The sequence below is a fragment of the Neobacillus sp. Fa239 genome (genome assembly GCF_055395235.1).
The window spans coordinates 657,403-676,150 of record NZ_AP041611.1 but is presented as its reverse complement, the minus strand read 5'-3'; the positions used below and the strand labels follow the sequence as shown (position 1 = coordinate 676,150).

Genomic DNA, 18,748 nt, shown 5'->3' with positions numbered 1-18,748 from the left:
TTTACTGAGAAGATTGTCATTTAACTATATTAAGAATTACCCGTTTAAGATGATATTCTTCCAGTAATCCCACGCTTTTAGATATTCCTTAAATATCCATAATTCTCCCACCTTCTATTTGTTCAACCTGGCCTATAGAGCTGCGGTCGTAATTCTGTTTCTGGTAATTTAATTCAACTTAAAAGAGCTTTGCTCCTTCATATAACTCAAAAGCGATTCCCAAGTTTATCAGGGTCATTAAATTAAAAAAGCGCCTAGAATGAGGCGTTTCTTGCTTTAAATCATTCTTAATCACTTTAAAATAAGCGGAAATTTTTCGGTTAAATTCTGAATGGAGCTCTTTTCGGGGGAAATAAGGGGAGGATTTCCGGTTATGCAAATAAAAATCCCCCATTTTCATGTTTTTCAAGTCAATAGGCGGAATTTCTCCGTCTATTTATGCTATTTTCAGTGATAATTCCTATTTAAGAGAAATTTCTCCGCTTATTTATCAAACTCGCTTATTCAAAAAAAGACTTAAAGAATTTTGCATCTCTAAGCCTTTTTGACTGTTAAATATACTGTGAAGTTTATGTGATTTGCTATTTGATTTGGTCTGCGATTTACCATTTTGCACATCACACGTAAACCCGTTAGATGTTTTCCGATTAGTTTTTACGATGGAGTTGTTTATACCATTGTGCTGCAGCCTCTACTTCTTCAAGTGTTAATTGATGTCCTCTATTCTCCCAATGAAGTGCCACATTCGCACTCGCGCTTTCTAATAAGGATTGAAGTTCAGCTGATTCCAACGGCGAGCAAATCGGGTCATTTGTGCCAGCAGCAATAAACACTGACTTCCCTGACAAGTCTGGAAGATCCATTCCTTTTCTCGGCACCATTGGATGATGAAGAATTGCGCCTTTTAAAGCATTTTGATAGTGAAATAATAGACTGGCAGCTATATTCGCTCCATTTGAGTATCCAATTGCGATAATATTATTTCGGTCAAAGCCATACTTTTCCGCTGCTTCGTCAAGAAACTCATTTAATTCTTTTGTTCGGAAAATAAGATCCTCTTCATCAAATACTCCCTCAGCCAATCTTCGGAAGAATCGAGGCATTCCATTTTCTAATACATTCCCTCGAACGCTTAAAACAGAAGCCTCATCATCAATTCTTCCCGCAAGAGGCAACAGATCTAATTCATTGCCACCCGTACCATGAAGCAATAATAATGTTGGTTTTGTTGGATCTTGACCTTTATTAAATATATGTTTCATTATTTATCTCCCTTAAAACTATTTTGGCCTTTCTATTTCAAATATCTCACCAATTTTGGCATAATCATTTCCAGCCAAACGACTTACAGCAGCTAAGCCCCTTGGGTCGATTCTTCCATTTTCATATATGTCTCGTTCAATATGAAATTGAACAACTTTTCCTATAATCAGGTCACAACCCGGGGTATCCGCGCCTCCCAATTCTAACGCATGCTCCAATGAACATTCCATACGAATTTTCGCTTCTTTTACACCTGGTACAGATATCTTTACACTGTCTACAGGAGTTAGGTTCGCTAACTCAATCTCGCTTTGATCAGGAGGAAGGCTTGCAGCTGTTTGATTAATCTTTTCAACATTTAGTTCGTCAACGATATGGACCACAAATTGCTTGGACTCGATGATATTTCTCGCTGTATCCTTCTGCCTTCCCGCTGACCGTTGAATCGATAGTGAAATCATCGGGGGATTGGAGGACACGATATTGAAATAACTGAATGGAGCACCGTTCAAAACGCCATCTTTCGAAATCGTAGTGACGAAGGCAATGGGCCTTGGGATAATGCTTCCTATTAAAAATTTATAATTTTCCTTTTCAGACATTGTGGCCGGATCAAGCGAAAGCAAAGAAATCATCCCCTTTTTGTAAAATCAGTCTAGTTCTCTTACCTTAAATGGCAGCAAACCTCGTTACTATTTCAAATAGTATTTCACCATATTCCCTAAAATAACTTGATGCCTTATTTTGTTTCTAATTTCGGAATTAAAGTCTCAGTAAACCTGAATCACATTATCTTGAATTCGAGATAATAGTAATACTTATAAACTTCATTGTCAATATCCTTTTTTATTTTAGGTAAGAGCTATAGCAGGTTTCATTCCTTGTCCACACTCCTTTATTGCTAGTTGAATAAAATGGACTAAGTTCATTAGAAGGAGCTGAAGAAGATTTGCCAATAAGAAAGAAAAATAGTTCCAGCAGTAAATACAGCAATTCACGCAAAGAACAAAGGAGACGTGATAAGAGTTGTATTAGAACTGACCCAGACAATGGATGTTCCGTTGCAGAAGGAAGTAATACTGCTGCGAATGGATTTGCCTCGCATGCCGAGGGAGAAAACACAACGGCAATTGGGAGTGGATCGCATGTCGAAGGAAATGGTACCACTACAACCATCAACGGAGCCTTTTCTCATGCCGAAGGGTCTTCTACCACCGCCGATGGCACAGCAGCACACGCGGAAGGCTTTGAAACCATTGCCAGTGACTTTACCGCCCACGCGGAAGGTTTTCAAACGAAAGCCGGATTTATCTGTCATGCGGAGGGGCGACAGACCAATGCCAGTGGGGATGTTTCTCATGCAGAAGGGTCAAACACAATTGCCAGCGGTTTTTTTTCACATTCTGAAGGGTTTGGTACCACAGCTAGTGGGATATCATCCCATGCTGAAGGGACTGGCACCACAGCTAGCGGTGATTTTTCCCATGCCGAAGGGTCAAATACAACGGCTAGCGGCAATTTTTCTCATGCTGAAGGGGGCACCTCGACGGCTAGCGGACTTTTTTCTCATGCCGAAGGGCGGCTTACTAATGCAATTGCAATATCCTCCCATGCCGAAGGCGCATTTTCTATAGCCAGTGGCATAACTTCACATGCAGAAGGAACAGGGACAAAAGCAACAGGTGTGAGTTCCCACAGCGAAGGTGAAGGCACAACAGCGAACGGCATTGCTTCTCATGCTGAAGGAAGCAATACCATTGCCAGCGGAGTAGCATCACATGCGGAAGGTAACTCCACTAATGCAACTGGACCCGTTACCCATACAGAAGGAAGTGGTACTACAGCCAGTGGGCAATTTTCCCATGTCGAGGGTGTACTAACCTGCGATAACAGTAAAACTGGTGTTCACGTAATGGGTCAATTGGGCAGTCCTGCAAAGAATGACCCTGATTATTCATGGTATTTAGTAAATGGAAAGGTACCGTGCGATCCAACAGGGGTAGTGGCCAAAATTCTCAAAGATGGTTCCGCATGTTTTGATGGAAAGGTTACGACGGCGGGAATCATAACGGCACCGGGCGCATGCGACTATGCAGAAATGTTTGAAACTTCCCAGGATCATCTTATTGATGTGGGGTTTTTTGTCACCTTCTCTGCCGATGGTGAGAAAATACGTAAAGCAAATAGCGATGATAAATATATTTTAGGAATTACTAGTTCAAATCCGGGAATGTTGGCTGATTCTGAGGAGCCAGACTGCAGTAAATACTTGATGGACGAATGGAATCGAACCATTTATGAAGAGGTTACTATACCAGGGGTTAAAGATTCCGAAGGAAATACTGTTGTTGAAGAGCGCACTGAGATTAGAAAGAAAATAAATCCTGCTTGGATTCCTGATCAGATATGCAGCTCACGACTTGAAAAGCCGGAATGGGTTGCGGTGGGGTTAATTGGAAAATTACTTGTACGTGATGATGGAACTTGTAATCCTGGAAACTATTGCTTGCCAAATGACCAGGGAATCGCGACAGCTTCAGAAAATGGATACTGGGTGATGAAACGCACTGGACCGAATCAGATTTTAGTCATGTTCAAATGAGATAAAACTGATAGGATCATAAAAAAAGACTACCAAATCAATTTACAATTTGATAGTCTTTTTCAATACATATCTAATGTTGGGGTGAAAAGGAATGGAACCAGTTATAAAACAGGACCTCCCTTCGTGAAATTGATAAATTAATTACAATAAGAAAAAAGTGCCTAAATCCTGAAGGATCCAAGCACTCGTTATTGGTATAATCTAAGCATTGATGGAATCACCTATAATAGCAAGGCGAACAGTAAATGTACTCCCTTTACCCTTCTCGCTCGTCACTTTAATCGTTCCTTTATGCGTCTCAACGATCCATTTTGCAATGGAAAGTCCTAATCCGTGTCCACCCATTTGCCGCGCCCTCGATTTATCAGCTCGATAGAATCGTTCAAATATATTGGGAAGGTCCTTTGAATCAATTCCGATGCCATTATCCTGGACTTTCATGATCAACGAATTCCCTTCCTGTGAAAGCTGCAGCTTAACGTCCCCTCCATTTGGAGTGTACTTTATTGCATTATCCAAAAGAATGTATAATAGCTGTGATAATCTTTGAGGGTCTCCCACCACAAACAATGCAGCTGGAGCATTAAAATTAAGGGAGATGTCCTTTGATTCGGCAAGAGGACGAATCGACTCCACCGTTTTTTCCCCCATCTCGCAAAAATCAAATCGTTCCGCTTTTAGGTCCATTGAATCGGAATCCGAACGGGCCAGTGTTAATAGATCGCTTACCAGATTGGTCATTCTCTTTACTTCCTGCCTCATATTCGAAATAAGCTTGCCAATAAAATCGTCCTTTTCTGACTCGATGGTCATTTCCATTGCATCAATAGAAGATAATAAAACACTTAATGGTGTTCGCAGCTCGTGCGAGGCGTCACCGACAAATTCACGCTGCCTTCTAAATGCCGCACTGATGGGGACCATCGCTCTTTTTGACATAAAAAAACTAAAAGAGAGAGCGACTCCAAAGAATACAAGACCGATTGCTATTAAAATCACCAACAGCCAATGTAATAACTGGTAGAAGTAGGAGATGTCTTTTCCAATAAAAAGCTGACCAATATATTGATTCTTAACATAAATTGGCTTGCTGGTCATGAGGATACGGATATCGTGAGGTTCCTCCCGAGGATGAAACTCCCCCTTATTCCCCCGCGGATTATGATCTCTTCCAACATGAATGGTTTGTTTACTAATCTGCTGATGGTTGGAAATATTATTCATGATAAGGTTATTTAACTCGGAATGTAATCGGGGATCTGCTTCATTGCCCAACATGATTTGCCCTTGGGAATTCACAACATAATAGAAAAGCTGATTTGCTCCGGTGAAAACTATCTGCTGATCCTGTACATCTTGGATGCTGCTGTTCGCATTTTTCAGTAAATAGTTCTCTATAAATTTTGCTTCCTGATCTGCCAATGATTGAAGTTCACTTTCCTGATTCCGGAGGATGACAACATAAAGAACCGAGTAAACAATGATGATAAAAAGAATAAGAAATAGCATGACAAGACCGCTATAAATACGGGTCAATCGTCCTTGGGTTTTTTTAAAAACATCCTTCTCATCCAAGTTGGTTATCGTGCGAAGGAATAAGAACAGCTTATTATTCAAATCGATATCCCACCCCTCTAACACTTTGAAGTAAATCCTGTTTCCCGAGAGACCCCAGCTTTTTGCGAATCAATTTCACAGTCGCATCAATCGTTTTGGGCGCCACCTCTGAATCCCCGCCCCAAACACGGTCCAGAATAATTTCCCTTGGCAATACCTGTCCTTTATTCTGAATAAATAAATCCAGAAGCTGAAATTCACGAGGACTTAACTGGATGGTTGCCTCTCCACTGCCAACAATATAGCTCGTTCGATTCAAAATCAAATCATGTACTTTGACTTCCTCTTCAATGATTGGTGCATAGTTACGGCGGCCAAGGGCCCGTAATCGTGCCAGTAGCTCGTCTATTTCAAATGGTTTTACTAGATAATCATCTGCTCCGGAATCCAAACCCTCGATCCGATCCTGGACAGCATCTTTAGCTGTTAACATAAGGATCGCTCCCGAGTATCCTTGTTTTCGTAAGCGACTGCAGATTTCCACTCCAGTTCCGTTTGGCATCATCCAATCCATGATAATGACATCATAGTGGGCCGATGTGGCATAATAATAGGCATCTTCCCCCTCCGTCACCCATTCGATGTTATAACTGCCTTTTTTCTTTAGCATATATACAATTAATTCCCCTAGACGGACATCATCTTCGGCTAATAAAATATTCATCTCCATGTGCTCCTTAAAAATTCACGTTTCATTGATTTAACCATTCTTAATCTTAACGAAACAATATGCGAAAAGGAAGCACTACCCACTGGGGTGCTTCCTTTCAATTGCAGCAATTACTTAGATAAGATGACTTCTTTTTCATTCTTAAGCTTTTCAAGCTCGGAATTTATTTCATCATCATTGATAGAATTTGTGTATTCCAGATTATACTGAGCTACTGGAGCTGAAAATTGATTTCCAGCCTGCACCTCAGCTTCCATAAGCAAAATGCGCTCCTCTGCCTTGGCTACTCCTCTAGCAATCGTGTCTGTTTGAAAAGAAACCGTCGCTTTTTGGATCTGTTTAATTGATTGTGCCACATTGGCCCTTGAAGCTAAAAGAATTTTCTTTTGTTGCATTTGGTTATAGGTTTCTTTAAGCTGCTCCAATTTTTCCAATAGTATTTGAGTTTGTCCTTTAACTGCCTCCAGCTGTTCCTGGTAAAGTTTCAACTGCTTTTCGTGGGTGAGTTTTTCCTGGATGGCCATTTTGGCGATGGCTTCTTCACCATGGTCTATCGCAAGCTTTGCCTGGCGTGTTCTCTTTTCCACTAGATCTTTTGTTTCAGCAATAAGTGCCTCTTGCTTTTTTTCTACAAAAATTTGTCTGGCTAATGCATTTTGCCCTTTTACAATTTCCTGCTCCATTTCTCTTGAATATTCATTTAGCATAGCAATTGGATCTTCAATCTTATCCAATAATCCATTAATTTCTGCCATTGTGATCGTTTTTAATCTTTTAAAAATACCCATTTTATTCATTCTCCTTTTTAGTCGTCATATTTTTTTCCCACTGGTCTAAGATTCTTGCATTTTGTGTACTAACCTGTGTATGAGAGCTGAGCAAAGCTGTATCAATAAATTCATTCATAGAAGAAGTTTTTGCTCTATTTCTATACCATCTTACGAAAAGAACTAAAACCGCTAGTCCAATAAGAAGGGCCACCCAATGGAAACCTCCTCCATGGTGAGAAACGTTCATGAACCGGTGATGACCCGCAAAACCTCCTTGTGATCCATAACTGCCGGCTTGTCCCATTTCAGCCTGTCCCCAGCCATGTCCACCACGCTGTCCATCAAATTCACGGTGACCACCCAGAATTTCATGAAGAAAATTGATTACGATAATGATTGAAGAAACGATAACGCCCCAAATGATTACCTTTTTCTTTTTCAATCTGTTTTCCTCCTTTCGTACTTGATAGTTAGTAGTTTAGAAGAGAACGGTGAAAACTTGGTGAAAAGAAATAGTTTTTATCATAGAAACGAAAGTTTACTAGAAAACAAAAAAGAAACCCTCCGTTCCAACCGGAACGAAGGGTCACTAAAGTTTAAAAACTTAACACTTATTCATTTTAATAAACATCACGCTGATAACGCCCTTGCTGCTGCATTTCTTTTAAATATGCTTCTGCTGCCTCACGAGCCATCGCGCCTTCTTTTTCAATTACATTAATAAGCGCCTCATTGACGTCCTTCGCCATACGTTCCTTATCTCCACATACATAGAAATAAGCTCCTTTTTCAAGCCACTCAAACAATTCTTTGCCATGTTCAAGCATTTTATGCTGGACATAGACTTTTTGAGCCGTATCACGAGAGAATGCAGCCTCTAGTTTTGTCAGTATTCCGTCCTGTTGATATTGCTCCAGCTCATTTTGATAAAGAAAATCCGTGGCAGCATGCTGGTCTCCAAAAAATAACCATGAACGTCCAGTAGCTTTATTTACTGCTCGTTCCTGGATAAATGAGCGGAATGGTGCAATGCCTGTCCCAGGACCAACCATAATAATATCCTTATCTTCGGACTCTGGTAAGTGGAAGTGTTTATTTGCCTGAACAAAGACCGGAAGAGTATCTCCATCATGAACACGTTCCGCACATAAAACAGAACAAACGCCTTTTCGTTCGCGTCCGTGAGATGTGTAGCGTACAGCACCGATCGTTAGGTGAACTTCATTCGGATTCGCGGCAATACTACTTGAAATCGAATAAAGGCGCGGCGTCATTTTTCTTAATAAAGAAACGATTTCCTGGGCAGTCGCTTTCCATGGACCGAATTCACGGAACATATCAAGTAAATCGCGGCCATAGCAATATTCTTTTAGTTGAACGGCATTTTCAACCAACACAAGCTTTTGCAGCTCTTGGTTTTCTGTAAAAACGGCAGCTTGCTGAACAATCTTTTTTGTCAACAGGGTAATTTCAAAATAGTTTGTCAGCGCTTCCTTAAGCGGCAGCGTTTCTCCCTGCTTATTAATGGTTACAGCCGTTTCTTCGTCCCAATTCATTTCCTTAAGTAAAGCAGCCACAAGGTCCGGATCATTTGAAGGGACAACGCCAAGGGCATCACCTGGTACATATGATAGGCCTGACCCCTCTAGTGATAACTCAATATGCCTCGTTTCTTTACTAGAGCCTGCCCCATTTAAATTAATATTCTTAAGAACCTTTGCTGGAAACGGATTTGTTCTTGAAAATGGTGTTTGAGCATCCTTAGGGTTTTCCACAGTAAGTTGCATATTTCTTAACCTCCAAAAGTTATATATAGATAGAATAACACTGGGACGGAAATCAAATGTGTATTTTTACTTACAATTTCAATATTTTTAATCCCAACATTACCTATAATACCTAGAAGGCTAATTTTTTTCCACAACTTTGAAGCAAACTGCTTTCCTTTTAATTTGGATGCTTATTACATCTTAACTGGTTGACCTGTTTCTGGGTCTAGAAATAGTTTATTATTATTACTATGTTTAAAATCAAACATATTGTTAATGGAACCTGCAATGGAATCGTAAGAATGGTCGCCAATTCTTCCTAATTGCCAGTTGTCCTCAATAAACTTCAGGATTGAGGTTTGGTCCGTTAATGTATGATCAACAAAGTTTCCTTTTGCATAAGGAGAGATAACCATTAATGGAAGACGTGGACCATACCCTGCCCGATTCAAATAGTTTCCAAGAACAGGCTTTCCAGCATTACCAGGTCCAAATAAGGCGTCATATTCCGGATCATTGGATCCATTAACCGGTGCATGGTATGCATGGTCATACCAGCCGTCCGAATCATCATAGGCCAGAATAATTGCAGTGTCCCGCCATTCTGGTGTTTTTTGTAAACGATTGATTGTATCAACCAGGAAATGCTGTTCATCTACTGGATCTGAATAACCAGCATGTGCATCCTGAAAGTTTGCCGCTTTTAAAAAGCTGACTGCAGGCATATTATGAGCATTTACCGCATCCCAAAAATCTGTTAAATCATATTGGTGATTTGCCTGATCGCCTTTGTGTCCGATTAATTCAACAGAAGAAGGACGCAAGTGATTTTTATTGGATGTTGATTGATAATATTGGAATGGCTCGTGGTGCGGGTTATAATCAATGGATTGAACACCGCCAATATTCTTATGCTGTGCGGTTACATCACGGAATCCTCCTTGGAACCAGCCCCATGTAACTCCTTTCTGATTTAATAAATCCCCTACGTTTTTACCGGACAGAGCAGCCTGTGCGCGTTTTGGATTAGATGCCATATCGAAATACGGATCCGGATCACCAATTACCGTTCCATTTGCAACATTATCTTCGATGTCTCCTACTGCAGCTCCATTTTGATAACCTGTTGCACCATGTGTCTGTCCGGAAATAAGGTTGAGTGCCCCTGGTGTGGAAGGCCCATACACTGTACCAAAGGAGTTATCGCTCATCGCAAAATGCTGTGCATAGTTCCACAATGCTGTAACTGTATTGCCATCAAAATAGTTCATGACTAATGTTTTTTCATTTCCCCCAGCTGTATATTCCACGAACTTATCCATCTTTCCGCCATTAAATGCTTGTTGTTCCGCTTTATATTCATGATCCATGTCAGCTGTCCAGGCTTGGGACCTTGCGAGTCGCTTTGGATTTGCAGAATTGGGATTATGGTTTAACAAGTCCTGTTGGCCATTTCGTGCATTGGGTTCTAACCCGTTTATTTGAGGCGTATTCCGCTTTGCAACAAACTTAGACTCTCCGGGTGAATTTGCTGCATGCGGGTATGTCCCAAAATAATGGTCAAAGGAAACATTTTCACCAAAAATGACAACGACATGCTTAATCGGCGTAGTGGTTCTAGGTGATAGATTATTCCTTTCTTTGGTATTACCATTTCCGGGATTATATTCCATCCTTTTAACATTCACCCTGTCACCAGTGTTACGAACATTTAGGGCATTTTTATCATTGCCGCCATTTAGAGCATTTTGATTATTGTTTGCGGTACAGCCAAACAGTGAAAAGACTACCAGGAAAACAATGAGCAAGATTATTGGCTTTTTCATATGAAACCTCCCTTATATAATTCATTTATAAAATGAACAAAAGGGAATTGATTATTCGATTGTAGAAAAAAAGGGTGCCAAATTTTTATACAAGTATATTCATAACATGCAAAGCAAAAAATACGATTGGTTTATTAGTAAACAAATTGGAGGAATATTATGAAATGGTTTAAAGCTTTTATTTACTTTGCCATTTTTGGTTTAGTAGGTATGGGATTTACAGATGTAGCACCAAACATGGTTTCCGCACAGACCGGGGATGCTCAAGGGTTATCAAAGGGATACCATGGTCATATCTCAAACCGGCCGGAAGCAAAGCAAAAAGGGAAACCACCGGCTGCAGATAATCGATATATCCAGGTTCAGTTATTAGGGATTAATGATTTACACGGACAATTAGATGTGACCCGTAATGTAAACGGAAAGCCCGTTGGTCGGGTAGACTACCTGGCTGCCTATTTAAAACAGCGGGCTGCCCAAAATAAAAACACGATTATGGTACATGCAGGAGATATGGTGGGAGCAAGTCCGCCCATTTCTGCCCTTTTACAGGATGAGCCAACTATTGAGATACTGAACAAATTAAATTATGGGATAGGAACAGTTGGAAACCATGAATTTGATGAAGGAGTAAAGGAACTTCTTCGTCTGATCAATGGCGGATATAACGAAAAAACTGGAAATTTTGCTGGTGCTAATTTTCCCAATATTGTCGCCAATGTTATTGATGTAAAAACAGGCAAACCGATCTTATCCCCTTATAAGGTTTTGAAAGTAAATGGAGTAAATATCGGGTTTATCGGAGTGGTAACAACTGACACACCAAACATCGTCATACCAAGCGGTATTGCCGGAGTGAAATTTATTGATGAAGTAGAAGCGATTAACAAGTATGTACCAGCATTGAAAAAAAGAGGAGTAAAATCGATTGTTGTCTTAGCCCATGATCCGGGTACATCAGGAATTAATGGGGAAAATCCAACCGGTAAGCTGGTAGATATGGCTAATGGAGTGGATGATGAAGTCGATGTGATTTTTGGCGGACATAACCATGCTTATATGAATGCAACCATTAAGAATAAGCTCGTTGTTCAGGCTTATTCCTATGGGACAGCTTTCTCAGATGTATATCTGCAAATTGATCCTAAAACAAAGGATATTGTATCAAAGAAAGCTGAAATTGTGACGACATTTCAGGAGGGGATGACACCTGATCCCGAAATTAAGAAAATGGTTGAGGGTTATGCGGCAAAGGTGGCACCACTTGTAAACCGTATTATCGGCACGACCTCCACTAGTCTAACGGCACTTCAAAATGCTAATGGAGAATCCGTACTGGGTAATTTAATTGCTGATTCCCAAAGAAATGCGATGAATGCGGATATTGCATTAATGAATCCTGGAGGTATAAGGGCAGATATTGATCCGGGAGATATTACCTGGGGACAGGCTTATACTGTCCAGCCATTTAATAATGCTCTAAATAAAATGACCATGACCGGACAGCAGATCATAGACGTTCTTAATCAGCAGTGGGGAGCGTCATCTACCAATATGCTTCAAATTTCCGGTTTCACTTATACTTGGGATGCCAATCATCCTATTGGCCAAAAGGTTACCAGCGTCACGCTTAAAGATGGGACGCCCCTAGATCTAAATAAAACTTATACGGTTGTAGCCAATGCCTTCCTTGCAGGCGGCGGAGACGGATTTACAGTATTTAAGCAAATACAAAATAAAGAAACCGGTCCGATTGATCTCGATGCCTTTGTTGATTATTTAAAAACGCTGCCGAAGCCTTTTACCTATAATATTGATAACAGAATTCAAAAGGTTCAATATTAAAAGGAATGAGAAAAGGGCACCACACATTTGTTAAGTGTGGTGCCCTTCTCTATTTTCACCATGCTATACTAAAGTTTTGTTATCAAGGATCTTTTCCATAATCATTACATCTACAAAGCGCCCATCCAATTTACCTTGGTTTTTGAATACTCCAACTTCTCTATAAGCATTCTTCCTATAAAGCCCCTGACCAAGTGTATTAAAAGGAAATGTAAATAAAACAATCTTATTAAAATCATTCTTTAATGCAATACGTTCAATTTCATTCAGTAATAGGGCACCAACCCCTTTTCCTCGAAAATCCCGTCTAATATAGATTGATAAATCTGCGACGCCGGCATAGGCACTTCGGGTGGAATAGGTGTTTAATGAAGCCCATCCAATTACCTCTTTCTCCTTTTCCACAATGGTGACAGCAAATCGTTCTGAATGATTGTTAAACCAATCTCTCATATATTCAATATCTTTCTGGTCTTCCTCCAATGTGGCAATCCGATCTTCAATCCCTTGGTTATAGATGAATAAAATCGATTCCAAGTCATTCATAGTGGCAAGCCTTGTAGTATACTCCTGTTTCATTGCTAATCCCCCAATTGATATTCCGAATTAAACTTTTGATATTCTAAATATTAAGCTCTACTCTTCCGATTTTAAATACTTCCTAGTACAAAAAAAACAACCCTCATACTTTTTTATTTGTATGGGGTTGCCTATTTTGATAGATATTATTGAATTTCAATCAAAGGAAGCCATTGTTTGTAATTCTTCAGTTATCTTATCCGGATGGCACTCCAAATATGTACAGCCAGCTAAATTTCAAGCTTTTTTAACAGGGACTTGAATTTCAAACATCACTTCATTCGGATTATCCGTTACTGTAATATCTACTATCATGACCTGCAGTGCGTCACCAGTTATCTGATAGCCTTTTTCATTAAGGTACTTAAATAATTTATTTAAGCTTTTACTCCGATTCCTTAATAATTCCCCATTATACCGGATACATGCAAATAACCCTCCAGGAATAATTTTCTGATACGTTTTTTGTATTTTTTCATCGTTTTTCGCTACAACAAATATTACTGAGGGCTCTTCGAACCTTTTATCCCTAAGGTCAGATTCTTCGATGATAATTCCCAAACGATTACTGGCGAGAATGGGGGCCTTCTCCGTTAGCATGGTCTCCAATCTTATAATACTGTAACAAAGTTCCAAATTACTATTGATTTTTTCATTTAACGTAATTAACTTTCTACTTTTTATTTCTCGAAAGATAATTTCATGAAATGCTTCTTTTCTTGAAATATTGTCCAAATAGGCTATTTTTTCTTTGATATTTACTTCTAGGTCAGTTAATTCCTTTAGTCTCGAAACAAGTTCAGCATGTTTGGCTTTAAGAAACTCACTTGATTTCTTAAAATTTCGTTGATTGAAGTACTGTTTAATTTCATCGATGCTCATCCCAATTTGACGAAGCTCTTTGATGGTCCCGAGTATCTCGTACTGAAAAATGGAGTAGTATCGGTATCCTGTTTGGGGATCAACATATTTAGGTTTAAATAAATCAATTCGATCATAATGTCGCAAAGTCTCTGTCGTCATTCCTCTTAACTTAGCCATCTCGCTTATCGTTAACCTTTCTTTCAAAAAACCACCGCCGTTTCAGAGATTCAAAATAGAAGAAAAAATGCTATTATAAATGCTGTTGACATCTGTGTAGCACAAAGCTTTACTATTATTATACACAATATTCAGATTCATCTGAAATAGGAAATGTGGGTGGTGATGAAGTAGAAGGTCTGTTTGTTTAGTAGAGAGCTTCACGAAAATGTAATTTTTACCTCATTGGCTTTTGAAAGATAGTAAAGGAACAATGTTTAAAGCTAAAAGACCCTATAAAATTCGCAAAGGAGAATGCAATTTGACTGAAACCGTAACGCTTAGAAGGTCACTTACATTGTTTCAAGTTGTTTTTTTAGGTTTAGCATGGAATAACCCGATGGTATTTTTTAACACTTATGGAATTGCCGCGAATAGTTCCAAGGGAGTGCTTGCGGGCGCGTATGTTATTGCATTTATGGCGATTCTTTTTACTGCATTAAGCTATGGAAAGATGGCAAAGGCTCACCCGGTTGCAGGCTCAGCTTATACCTATACTCAAAGATCGATGAATTCAGAAACGGGTTTCATGATTGGCTGGACGATTTTATTAGATTATTTACTGACACCTATGATTACCTGTCTCATGTCTGCTGTATTTTTAACCGCACAATTTCCACATGTTCCATTTTGGTTTTGGATTGTCATCTTAAATATTGGCATTACGATCATTAGTTATATTGGGATAAACCTTTCAGCAAATACAAGCAAGATTTTTGTTATCGCCCAAATCCTTTTTATTATCGTATTTGCTTTCTTAACGATAAAAAGCGTCTTAAACGGAATGGGTACAGGTACACTTTTAGCAGTTGAACCTTTCTTTAAATCAAATGTTTCTACTTCTATTCTCCTCGCCGGAGCTTCTATTCTCTGTTTCAGCTTTCTGGGTTTTGATTCTGTTACAACATTGTCTGAGGAAACCATTAATCCTGAAAAAACGATACCAAAAGCAATCTTTATCATGATGTTGATTATGGGTTTGATTTATATCGGTTCCTCCTATCTGGCTCAGATTGTCTTACCGGGATATGCCTTCAAAAATACTGATTCTGCAGCACTAGAGCTCGTCAAAATGGTTGGTGGCAATTTATTTAGCTCTTTATTCATAACTGTTATGATTATTGGTAACTTTACTTCAGGTGTTTCCTCTGTAACAAGCGTATCTCGAGTGTTATATGTAATGGGACGTGATTCTGTTTTACCTAAAAAAATATTTGGATATATCCATCCACGATTTAGAACACCAACAACTAGTATTCTATTTGTTAGTATCATTTCCATGTTAGGTATTGTCCTAAGCCTTGATACAGCGATTACTTTTATCAATTTCGGAGCTCTTATTGCATTTACTTTTGTCAATCTTTCTGTAATCGCACACTATTATATTAGGAATTGTAAGCGCTCTCTTAACGAGACTATTCAGTACTTAATTTTTCCTTTAATTGGGGCAGGATTCATTATGTGGCTATGGTCCTATTTGAATATCAATGCGCTAATTTTAGGGATCAGCTGGATGGCAGTTGGGTTTATATACCTGGCTTTCTTGACAAAATTCTTCCGTCAGCGTCTTCGAAAGCTACATTTTGATGATGTGAATGATGAATTTATGTTAATGGAAAACGAGGAGGAAACTATTTCAGTCCAATCATAATATTATGAAAAGAATATGATATTTTACCATCTAGTAGAAGGTACTTTTCCTCTGATCCTGAGTATGTATTTATTTAGTCAAATAAAAACTGCACCTCCAATTGTTATTGTTGTCTATCAATTGGAGGTGCAGTTCATTTTGTGAATCGACCTTTCTTATTATTCTTGTTCAAGCACCCGTTTAAAATAAAAAGAAATTTGTCGGACCCCTTCTTAGCCGAATGTTAAGACTCTCCTCCCCATAAATTCAAATTCATTACGAAACGGTTTCTCCTCCATCTCTATATAATTACTGAATTCTACAAGAATTTCTAATCGGTAAGGACTGTATGCTGCAGGAACAATTACCGGTTCCTTTTCGCTTAAGTCTACCAACCCGTATAACAAGTAGCTTCGTGGCATCTTTTCGTAAAGACACTTGCGAAAATCGCCTACAAACTTAGTAAATGCCCTTTATTAAACTCAACAGAGACGCTAAAAGACGACATACCATAGACCGTCATCAAAAATAGTTAGATCATTTTATTGTAATCCCATTCCTACTCTCCTGATAACGATTCAAACTATCCCAATATGTGCCATGCTTGGAATCTCTCTCTTAATCACATAGATTCCCATTTCAAAAAAACGATAGAAATACTGCCTATTTTGTACGCAAAAAAGGACTGGGAAGGATAACGCTACTACCCTTCTCTGTCCTTTTATCTGAAAGTTTTGTCCCCTTTATGTAGGAAACCTTCCCCTTTGGCGGCAAAACCAATCCCAGTTAAGAAAGCATTTCTTCTTTTTCTTTTCCGAATTTTTTATTCCCTTTTTTCTCTTTTTCTTTTAAAACATAGCTGAGTAAATCTAGTGCAATACGGGCTGCTACTTGTCCGGTCATGCCCGTTGGATCATATGGCGGGGCAACTTCTACTAAATCAAACCCGATGACTTCTCCTCTTTTGGAAATCCCTTCAAGTAATTCATTAACCTCATCGTAGTGGAGGCCGCCCGGAGAAGGTGTACCTGTTCCAGGGACAATGGACGGATCGATTCCGTCAATATCAATCGTTACATAATATTTTTCGCCCGCAGGAATAAGCTCCAGTACTTCCTTAAGTCCCATTTTTCTCAACTGACGTGGTGATAGGATCACGCTGCCATACGCTCTTGCTGCTTCGACGTCTTCTTTTTTGCTGCTGCTGATCCCGCGAATGCCAAACTGAAATATTTTCTGTACATGATCCAGCTCAGATAAGCGGCGAATGCAATTTCCGTGACCATAGCGCATACCCGAGCGATGATCTGCCCAGTCTAAATGGGCATCAATTTGAATCACATGAAACGGACCAATGTCTTCAAGTCCTTTTCCGACTGCTGCTGTGATGGAATGATCGCCGCCTAAAACAACCGGCATAGCACCTTTGGAAATAATTTTTCGGATGGCTATTTCTGTATTCTCATGGCACTGCATTAGATCACCGTGTACCATGTCTACATCACCACAATCGACGACTTTCCATTCTGGACCAAGGTACATAATATCATTTTCAATATCATAAGCACCCTCCAGACCGAAACTATATAATGTAGAGCCTTCGCGGATTCCTCTAGGACCCATTCTTGCTCCTGATTTCCATTGCGTACCCATGTCGTTAGGCACCCCGATGACCGCCACATCTGCGTCAAGCTGGTTTAGGTCCGCACAGATTGGGTATTTCCCAAACGTACAAATTCCTGTAAATGGTAAATTCAAAAACTGCTTTTCATCACGCTTAGACATTCATGCTGCCTCCTTCTCCTCGCTATTCCTAATGCATTGTTTTCTGCTGGATAGCCATTTCTTAACCGAGGATTTTTTCTTCTATATTTTTACAAAATTATTTTTCAATTAAAGTGTTTGTTGTCACATCATAAGTCTTTTGAAATAAATTCAGATAGTCTTCTCTTGTCAAATCTCTTGAATTCGCCTGAGTACACAAATGTTTAAAGGCTCCTTCCGCTAGAAATGGGAAGTCTTCGGGATTTACATTACCTAAATCACGGAAACTAGGAATGCCGATTTTATTTGCCAACTCTTTTAACAATCCAACACCTTCATAAGCCGTTTCTTCCATTGTTTTTCCTTCAGGATTTACCCCAAGCTTGATTGCTACCCTGGCGTGCTTTTCTGGATTCGAAGGAATATTATATTCAAATACATGTGGAAGAAAAATAGAATTCGCCACTCCATGCGGAGTATCATAGAGTCCTCCAAGTGGTTCAGCCATCGCATGTACAGCCCCAAGATCCGTGTTATCAAAGGCGATACCGGCAACTAAACTGCCCAAAAGCATATTTTTCCTAGCCTCTAAATCGCAACCATTTTCTACTGCTAATGGAAGGTACTTTGCTATTAATTCAATGGCATATAGTCCCAAAGCATCTGAAAGTGGCTGAGCTACTTTGCAGGTATAAGCTTCGATTGCATGTGTGAGTGCATCCATACCTGTAGCTGCCGTAATCGATTTTGGCAATGTTAACGTCAATTCAGGATCGACGATTGCCAGTTTAGGAGAGATTTTCAAATCTAGTATCGCCTCCTTCTGTTTCGTCACGGTATCGGTAATGACAGAACCTCTTGTAACCTCACTACCGGTACCTGAAGTTGTCGGAATACAAATTAGTGGTGGGATTTCCCGTTCCAGTAAATTTACACCGTACCGTTCTCTTAACTCTCCTCCATGTGTAAAAAGTGTCCCAATGGCTTTGGCTGTATCCATTGAACTTCCGCCACCGAGACCAATTAAAAGGTCGATGTTCTCGTTTTTAAACTGTTGATAAGCACTCTCACAATCTACATCTTTTGGATTAGGTGAGATTTTGTCATAAACAATATAATTGATACCTTCTTGATGTAATGACTGGGTGATTTTTTCCAAGATTCCTGTTTGAGCAAGCCCTTTATCAGTAATAATAAGGGCTTTATTTCCACCTAATTCTTTGGCCCTTTTCCCAATATTCTTTACTTTTCCATTCCCAAACTCAATTGAAGTAGGCAAATTAAAATGAAAATCCCATAACATAATGAATTTCCTCCCCTATATTTCGAA

The 18,748-nt window shown here is 39.5% G+C and carries 15 protein-coding genes; 3 read left to right on the top strand and 12 right to left on the bottom strand.

The window, feature by feature from the left end:
* Window positions 1–647: 647 nt before the first annotated feature.
* Complete coding sequence (locus ACZ5XR_RS03120) at window positions 648–1,265, bottom strand: alpha/beta hydrolase (protein ID WP_464502205.1); 618 nt, start codon at window positions 1,263–1,265, stop codon at window positions 648–650.
* 15 nt (window positions 1,266–1,280) lie between these two features.
* On the bottom strand, window positions 1,281–1,889 hold the full coding sequence (locus tag ACZ5XR_RS03115; RefSeq protein ID WP_464500252.1) for a flavin reductase family protein: 609 nt from the start codon (window positions 1,887–1,889) through the stop codon (window positions 1,281–1,283).
* A gap of 323 nt (window positions 1,890–2,212) precedes the next feature.
* Between ACZ5XR_RS03115 and ACZ5XR_RS03110 the strand changes: the two genes are divergently transcribed.
* Window positions 2,213–3,865 (top strand): peptidase G2 autoproteolytic cleavage domain-containing protein, encoded by a 1,653-nt coding sequence (locus ACZ5XR_RS03110; RefSeq protein ID WP_464500251.1) that lies wholly within the window; start codon window positions 2,213–2,215, stop codon window positions 3,863–3,865.
* A 204-nt stretch (window positions 3,866–4,069) separates the two neighbouring features.
* Here the strand turns inward: ACZ5XR_RS03110 and ACZ5XR_RS03105 are convergent, their stop codons facing one another.
* From ACZ5XR_RS03105 to ACZ5XR_RS03080, 6 genes are all read right to left on the bottom strand, one after another.
* Window positions 4,070–5,485, bottom strand: coding sequence for a sensor histidine kinase (locus ACZ5XR_RS03105; protein WP_464500250.1), 1,416 nt, complete (start codon window positions 5,483–5,485; stop codon window positions 4,070–4,072).
* Window positions 5,478–6,149 (bottom strand): response regulator transcription factor, encoded by a 672-nt coding sequence (locus ACZ5XR_RS03100; RefSeq protein WP_464500249.1) that lies wholly within the window; start codon window positions 6,147–6,149, stop codon window positions 5,478–5,480. Before ACZ5XR_RS03100 ends, ACZ5XR_RS03105 begins: the two co-directional genes overlap by 8 nt.
* Window positions 6,150–6,265: 116 nt before the next feature.
* Entirely contained in the window at window positions 6,266–6,943 is a 678-nt protein-coding gene (locus tag ACZ5XR_RS03095) for a PspA/IM30 family protein (RefSeq protein WP_464500248.1), read from the bottom strand.
* Window position 6,944: 1 nt separating this feature from the next.
* The gene (locus tag ACZ5XR_RS03090) at window positions 6,945–7,367 is read right to left on the bottom strand and encodes a hypothetical protein (protein WP_464500247.1); all 423 of its coding nucleotides are present in this window, start codon (window positions 7,365–7,367) and stop codon (window positions 6,945–6,947) included.
* A 178-nt stretch (window positions 7,368–7,545) separates the two neighbouring features.
* The gene (locus ACZ5XR_RS03085) at window positions 7,546–8,712 is read right to left on the bottom strand and encodes a sulfite reductase subunit alpha (protein ID WP_464500246.1); all 1,167 of its coding nucleotides are present in this window, start codon (window positions 8,710–8,712) and stop codon (window positions 7,546–7,548) included.
* 176 nt (window positions 8,713–8,888) lie between these two features.
* Complete coding sequence (locus ACZ5XR_RS03080) at window positions 8,889–10,520, bottom strand: alkaline phosphatase family protein (protein WP_464500245.1); 1,632 nt, start codon at window positions 10,518–10,520, stop codon at window positions 8,889–8,891.
* Between the two features lie 159 nt (window positions 10,521–10,679).
* Here ACZ5XR_RS03080 and ACZ5XR_RS03075 point away from each other — a divergent pair, with 159 nt between their 5' ends.
* Window positions 10,680–12,365, top strand: a complete 1,686-nt coding sequence (locus ACZ5XR_RS03075) for a bifunctional metallophosphatase/5'-nucleotidase (protein WP_464500244.1) — start codon at window positions 10,680–10,682, stop codon at window positions 12,363–12,365.
* A 63-nt stretch (window positions 12,366–12,428) separates the two neighbouring features.
* Here the strand turns inward: ACZ5XR_RS03075 and ACZ5XR_RS03070 are convergent, their stop codons facing one another.
* On the bottom strand, window positions 12,429–12,944 hold the full coding sequence (locus ACZ5XR_RS03070) for an arsinothricin resistance N-acetyltransferase ArsN1 family A (RefSeq protein ID WP_464500243.1): 516 nt from the start codon (window positions 12,942–12,944) through the stop codon (window positions 12,429–12,431).
* Window positions 12,945–13,181: 237 nt separating this feature from the next.
* Window positions 13,182–14,012: a MerR family transcriptional regulator gene (locus ACZ5XR_RS03065; protein WP_464500242.1), complete on the bottom strand. Its 831-nt coding sequence runs from the start codon at window positions 14,010–14,012 to the stop codon at window positions 13,182–13,184.
* Between the two features lie 274 nt (window positions 14,013–14,286).
* Between ACZ5XR_RS03065 and ACZ5XR_RS03060 the strand changes: the two genes are divergently transcribed.
* Window positions 14,287–15,675 (top strand): APC family permease, encoded by a 1,389-nt coding sequence (locus ACZ5XR_RS03060; RefSeq protein WP_464500241.1) that lies wholly within the window; start codon window positions 14,287–14,289, stop codon window positions 15,673–15,675.
* Between the two features lie 765 nt (window positions 15,676–16,440).
* On the opposite strand, the gene speB is transcribed toward ACZ5XR_RS03060, so the two are convergent.
* Both speB and ACZ5XR_RS03050 read right to left on the bottom strand, forming a co-directional pair.
* Window positions 16,441–17,439, bottom strand: a complete 999-nt coding sequence (gene speB, locus ACZ5XR_RS03055; RefSeq protein ID WP_464500240.1) for an agmatinase — start codon at window positions 17,437–17,439, stop codon at window positions 16,441–16,443.
* 97 nt (window positions 17,440–17,536) lie between these two features.
* Complete coding sequence (locus ACZ5XR_RS03050; RefSeq protein ID WP_464500239.1) at window positions 17,537–18,721, bottom strand: iron-containing alcohol dehydrogenase; 1,185 nt, start codon at window positions 18,719–18,721, stop codon at window positions 17,537–17,539.
* Between the last annotated feature and the right edge of the window lie 27 nt (window positions 18,722–18,748).

Bases quoted from the DNA above. Each gene is read 5' to 3' on its own strand.
- ACZ5XR_RS03100 (WP_464500249.1), bottom strand. From the start codon at position 6,149: ATGAATATTTTATTAGCCGAAGATGATGTCCGTCTAGGGGAATTAATT.
- ACZ5XR_RS03095 (WP_464500248.1), bottom strand. From the start codon at position 6,943: ATGGGTATTTTTAAAAGATTAAAAACGATCACAATGGCAGAAATTAAT.
- ACZ5XR_RS03085 (WP_464500246.1), bottom strand. From the start codon at position 8,712: ATGCAACTTACTGTGGAAAACCCTAAGGATGCTCAAACACCATTTTCA.
- ACZ5XR_RS03080 (WP_464500245.1), bottom strand. From the start codon at position 10,520: ATGAAAAAGCCAATAATCTTGCTCATTGTTTTCCTGGTAGTCTTTTCA.
- ACZ5XR_RS03075 (WP_464500244.1), top strand. From the start codon at position 10,680: ATGAAATGGTTTAAAGCTTTTATTTACTTTGCCATTTTTGGTTTAGTA.
- ACZ5XR_RS03070 (WP_464500243.1), bottom strand. From the start codon at position 12,944: ATGAAACAGGAGTATACTACAAGGCTTGCCACTATGAATGACTTGGAA.
- speB (WP_464500240.1), bottom strand. From the start codon at position 17,439: ATGTCTAAGCGTGATGAAAAGCAGTTTTTGAATTTACCATTTACAGGA.
- ACZ5XR_RS03050 (WP_464500239.1), bottom strand. From the start codon at position 18,721: ATGTTATGGGATTTTCATTTTAATTTGCCTACTTCAATTGAGTTTGGG.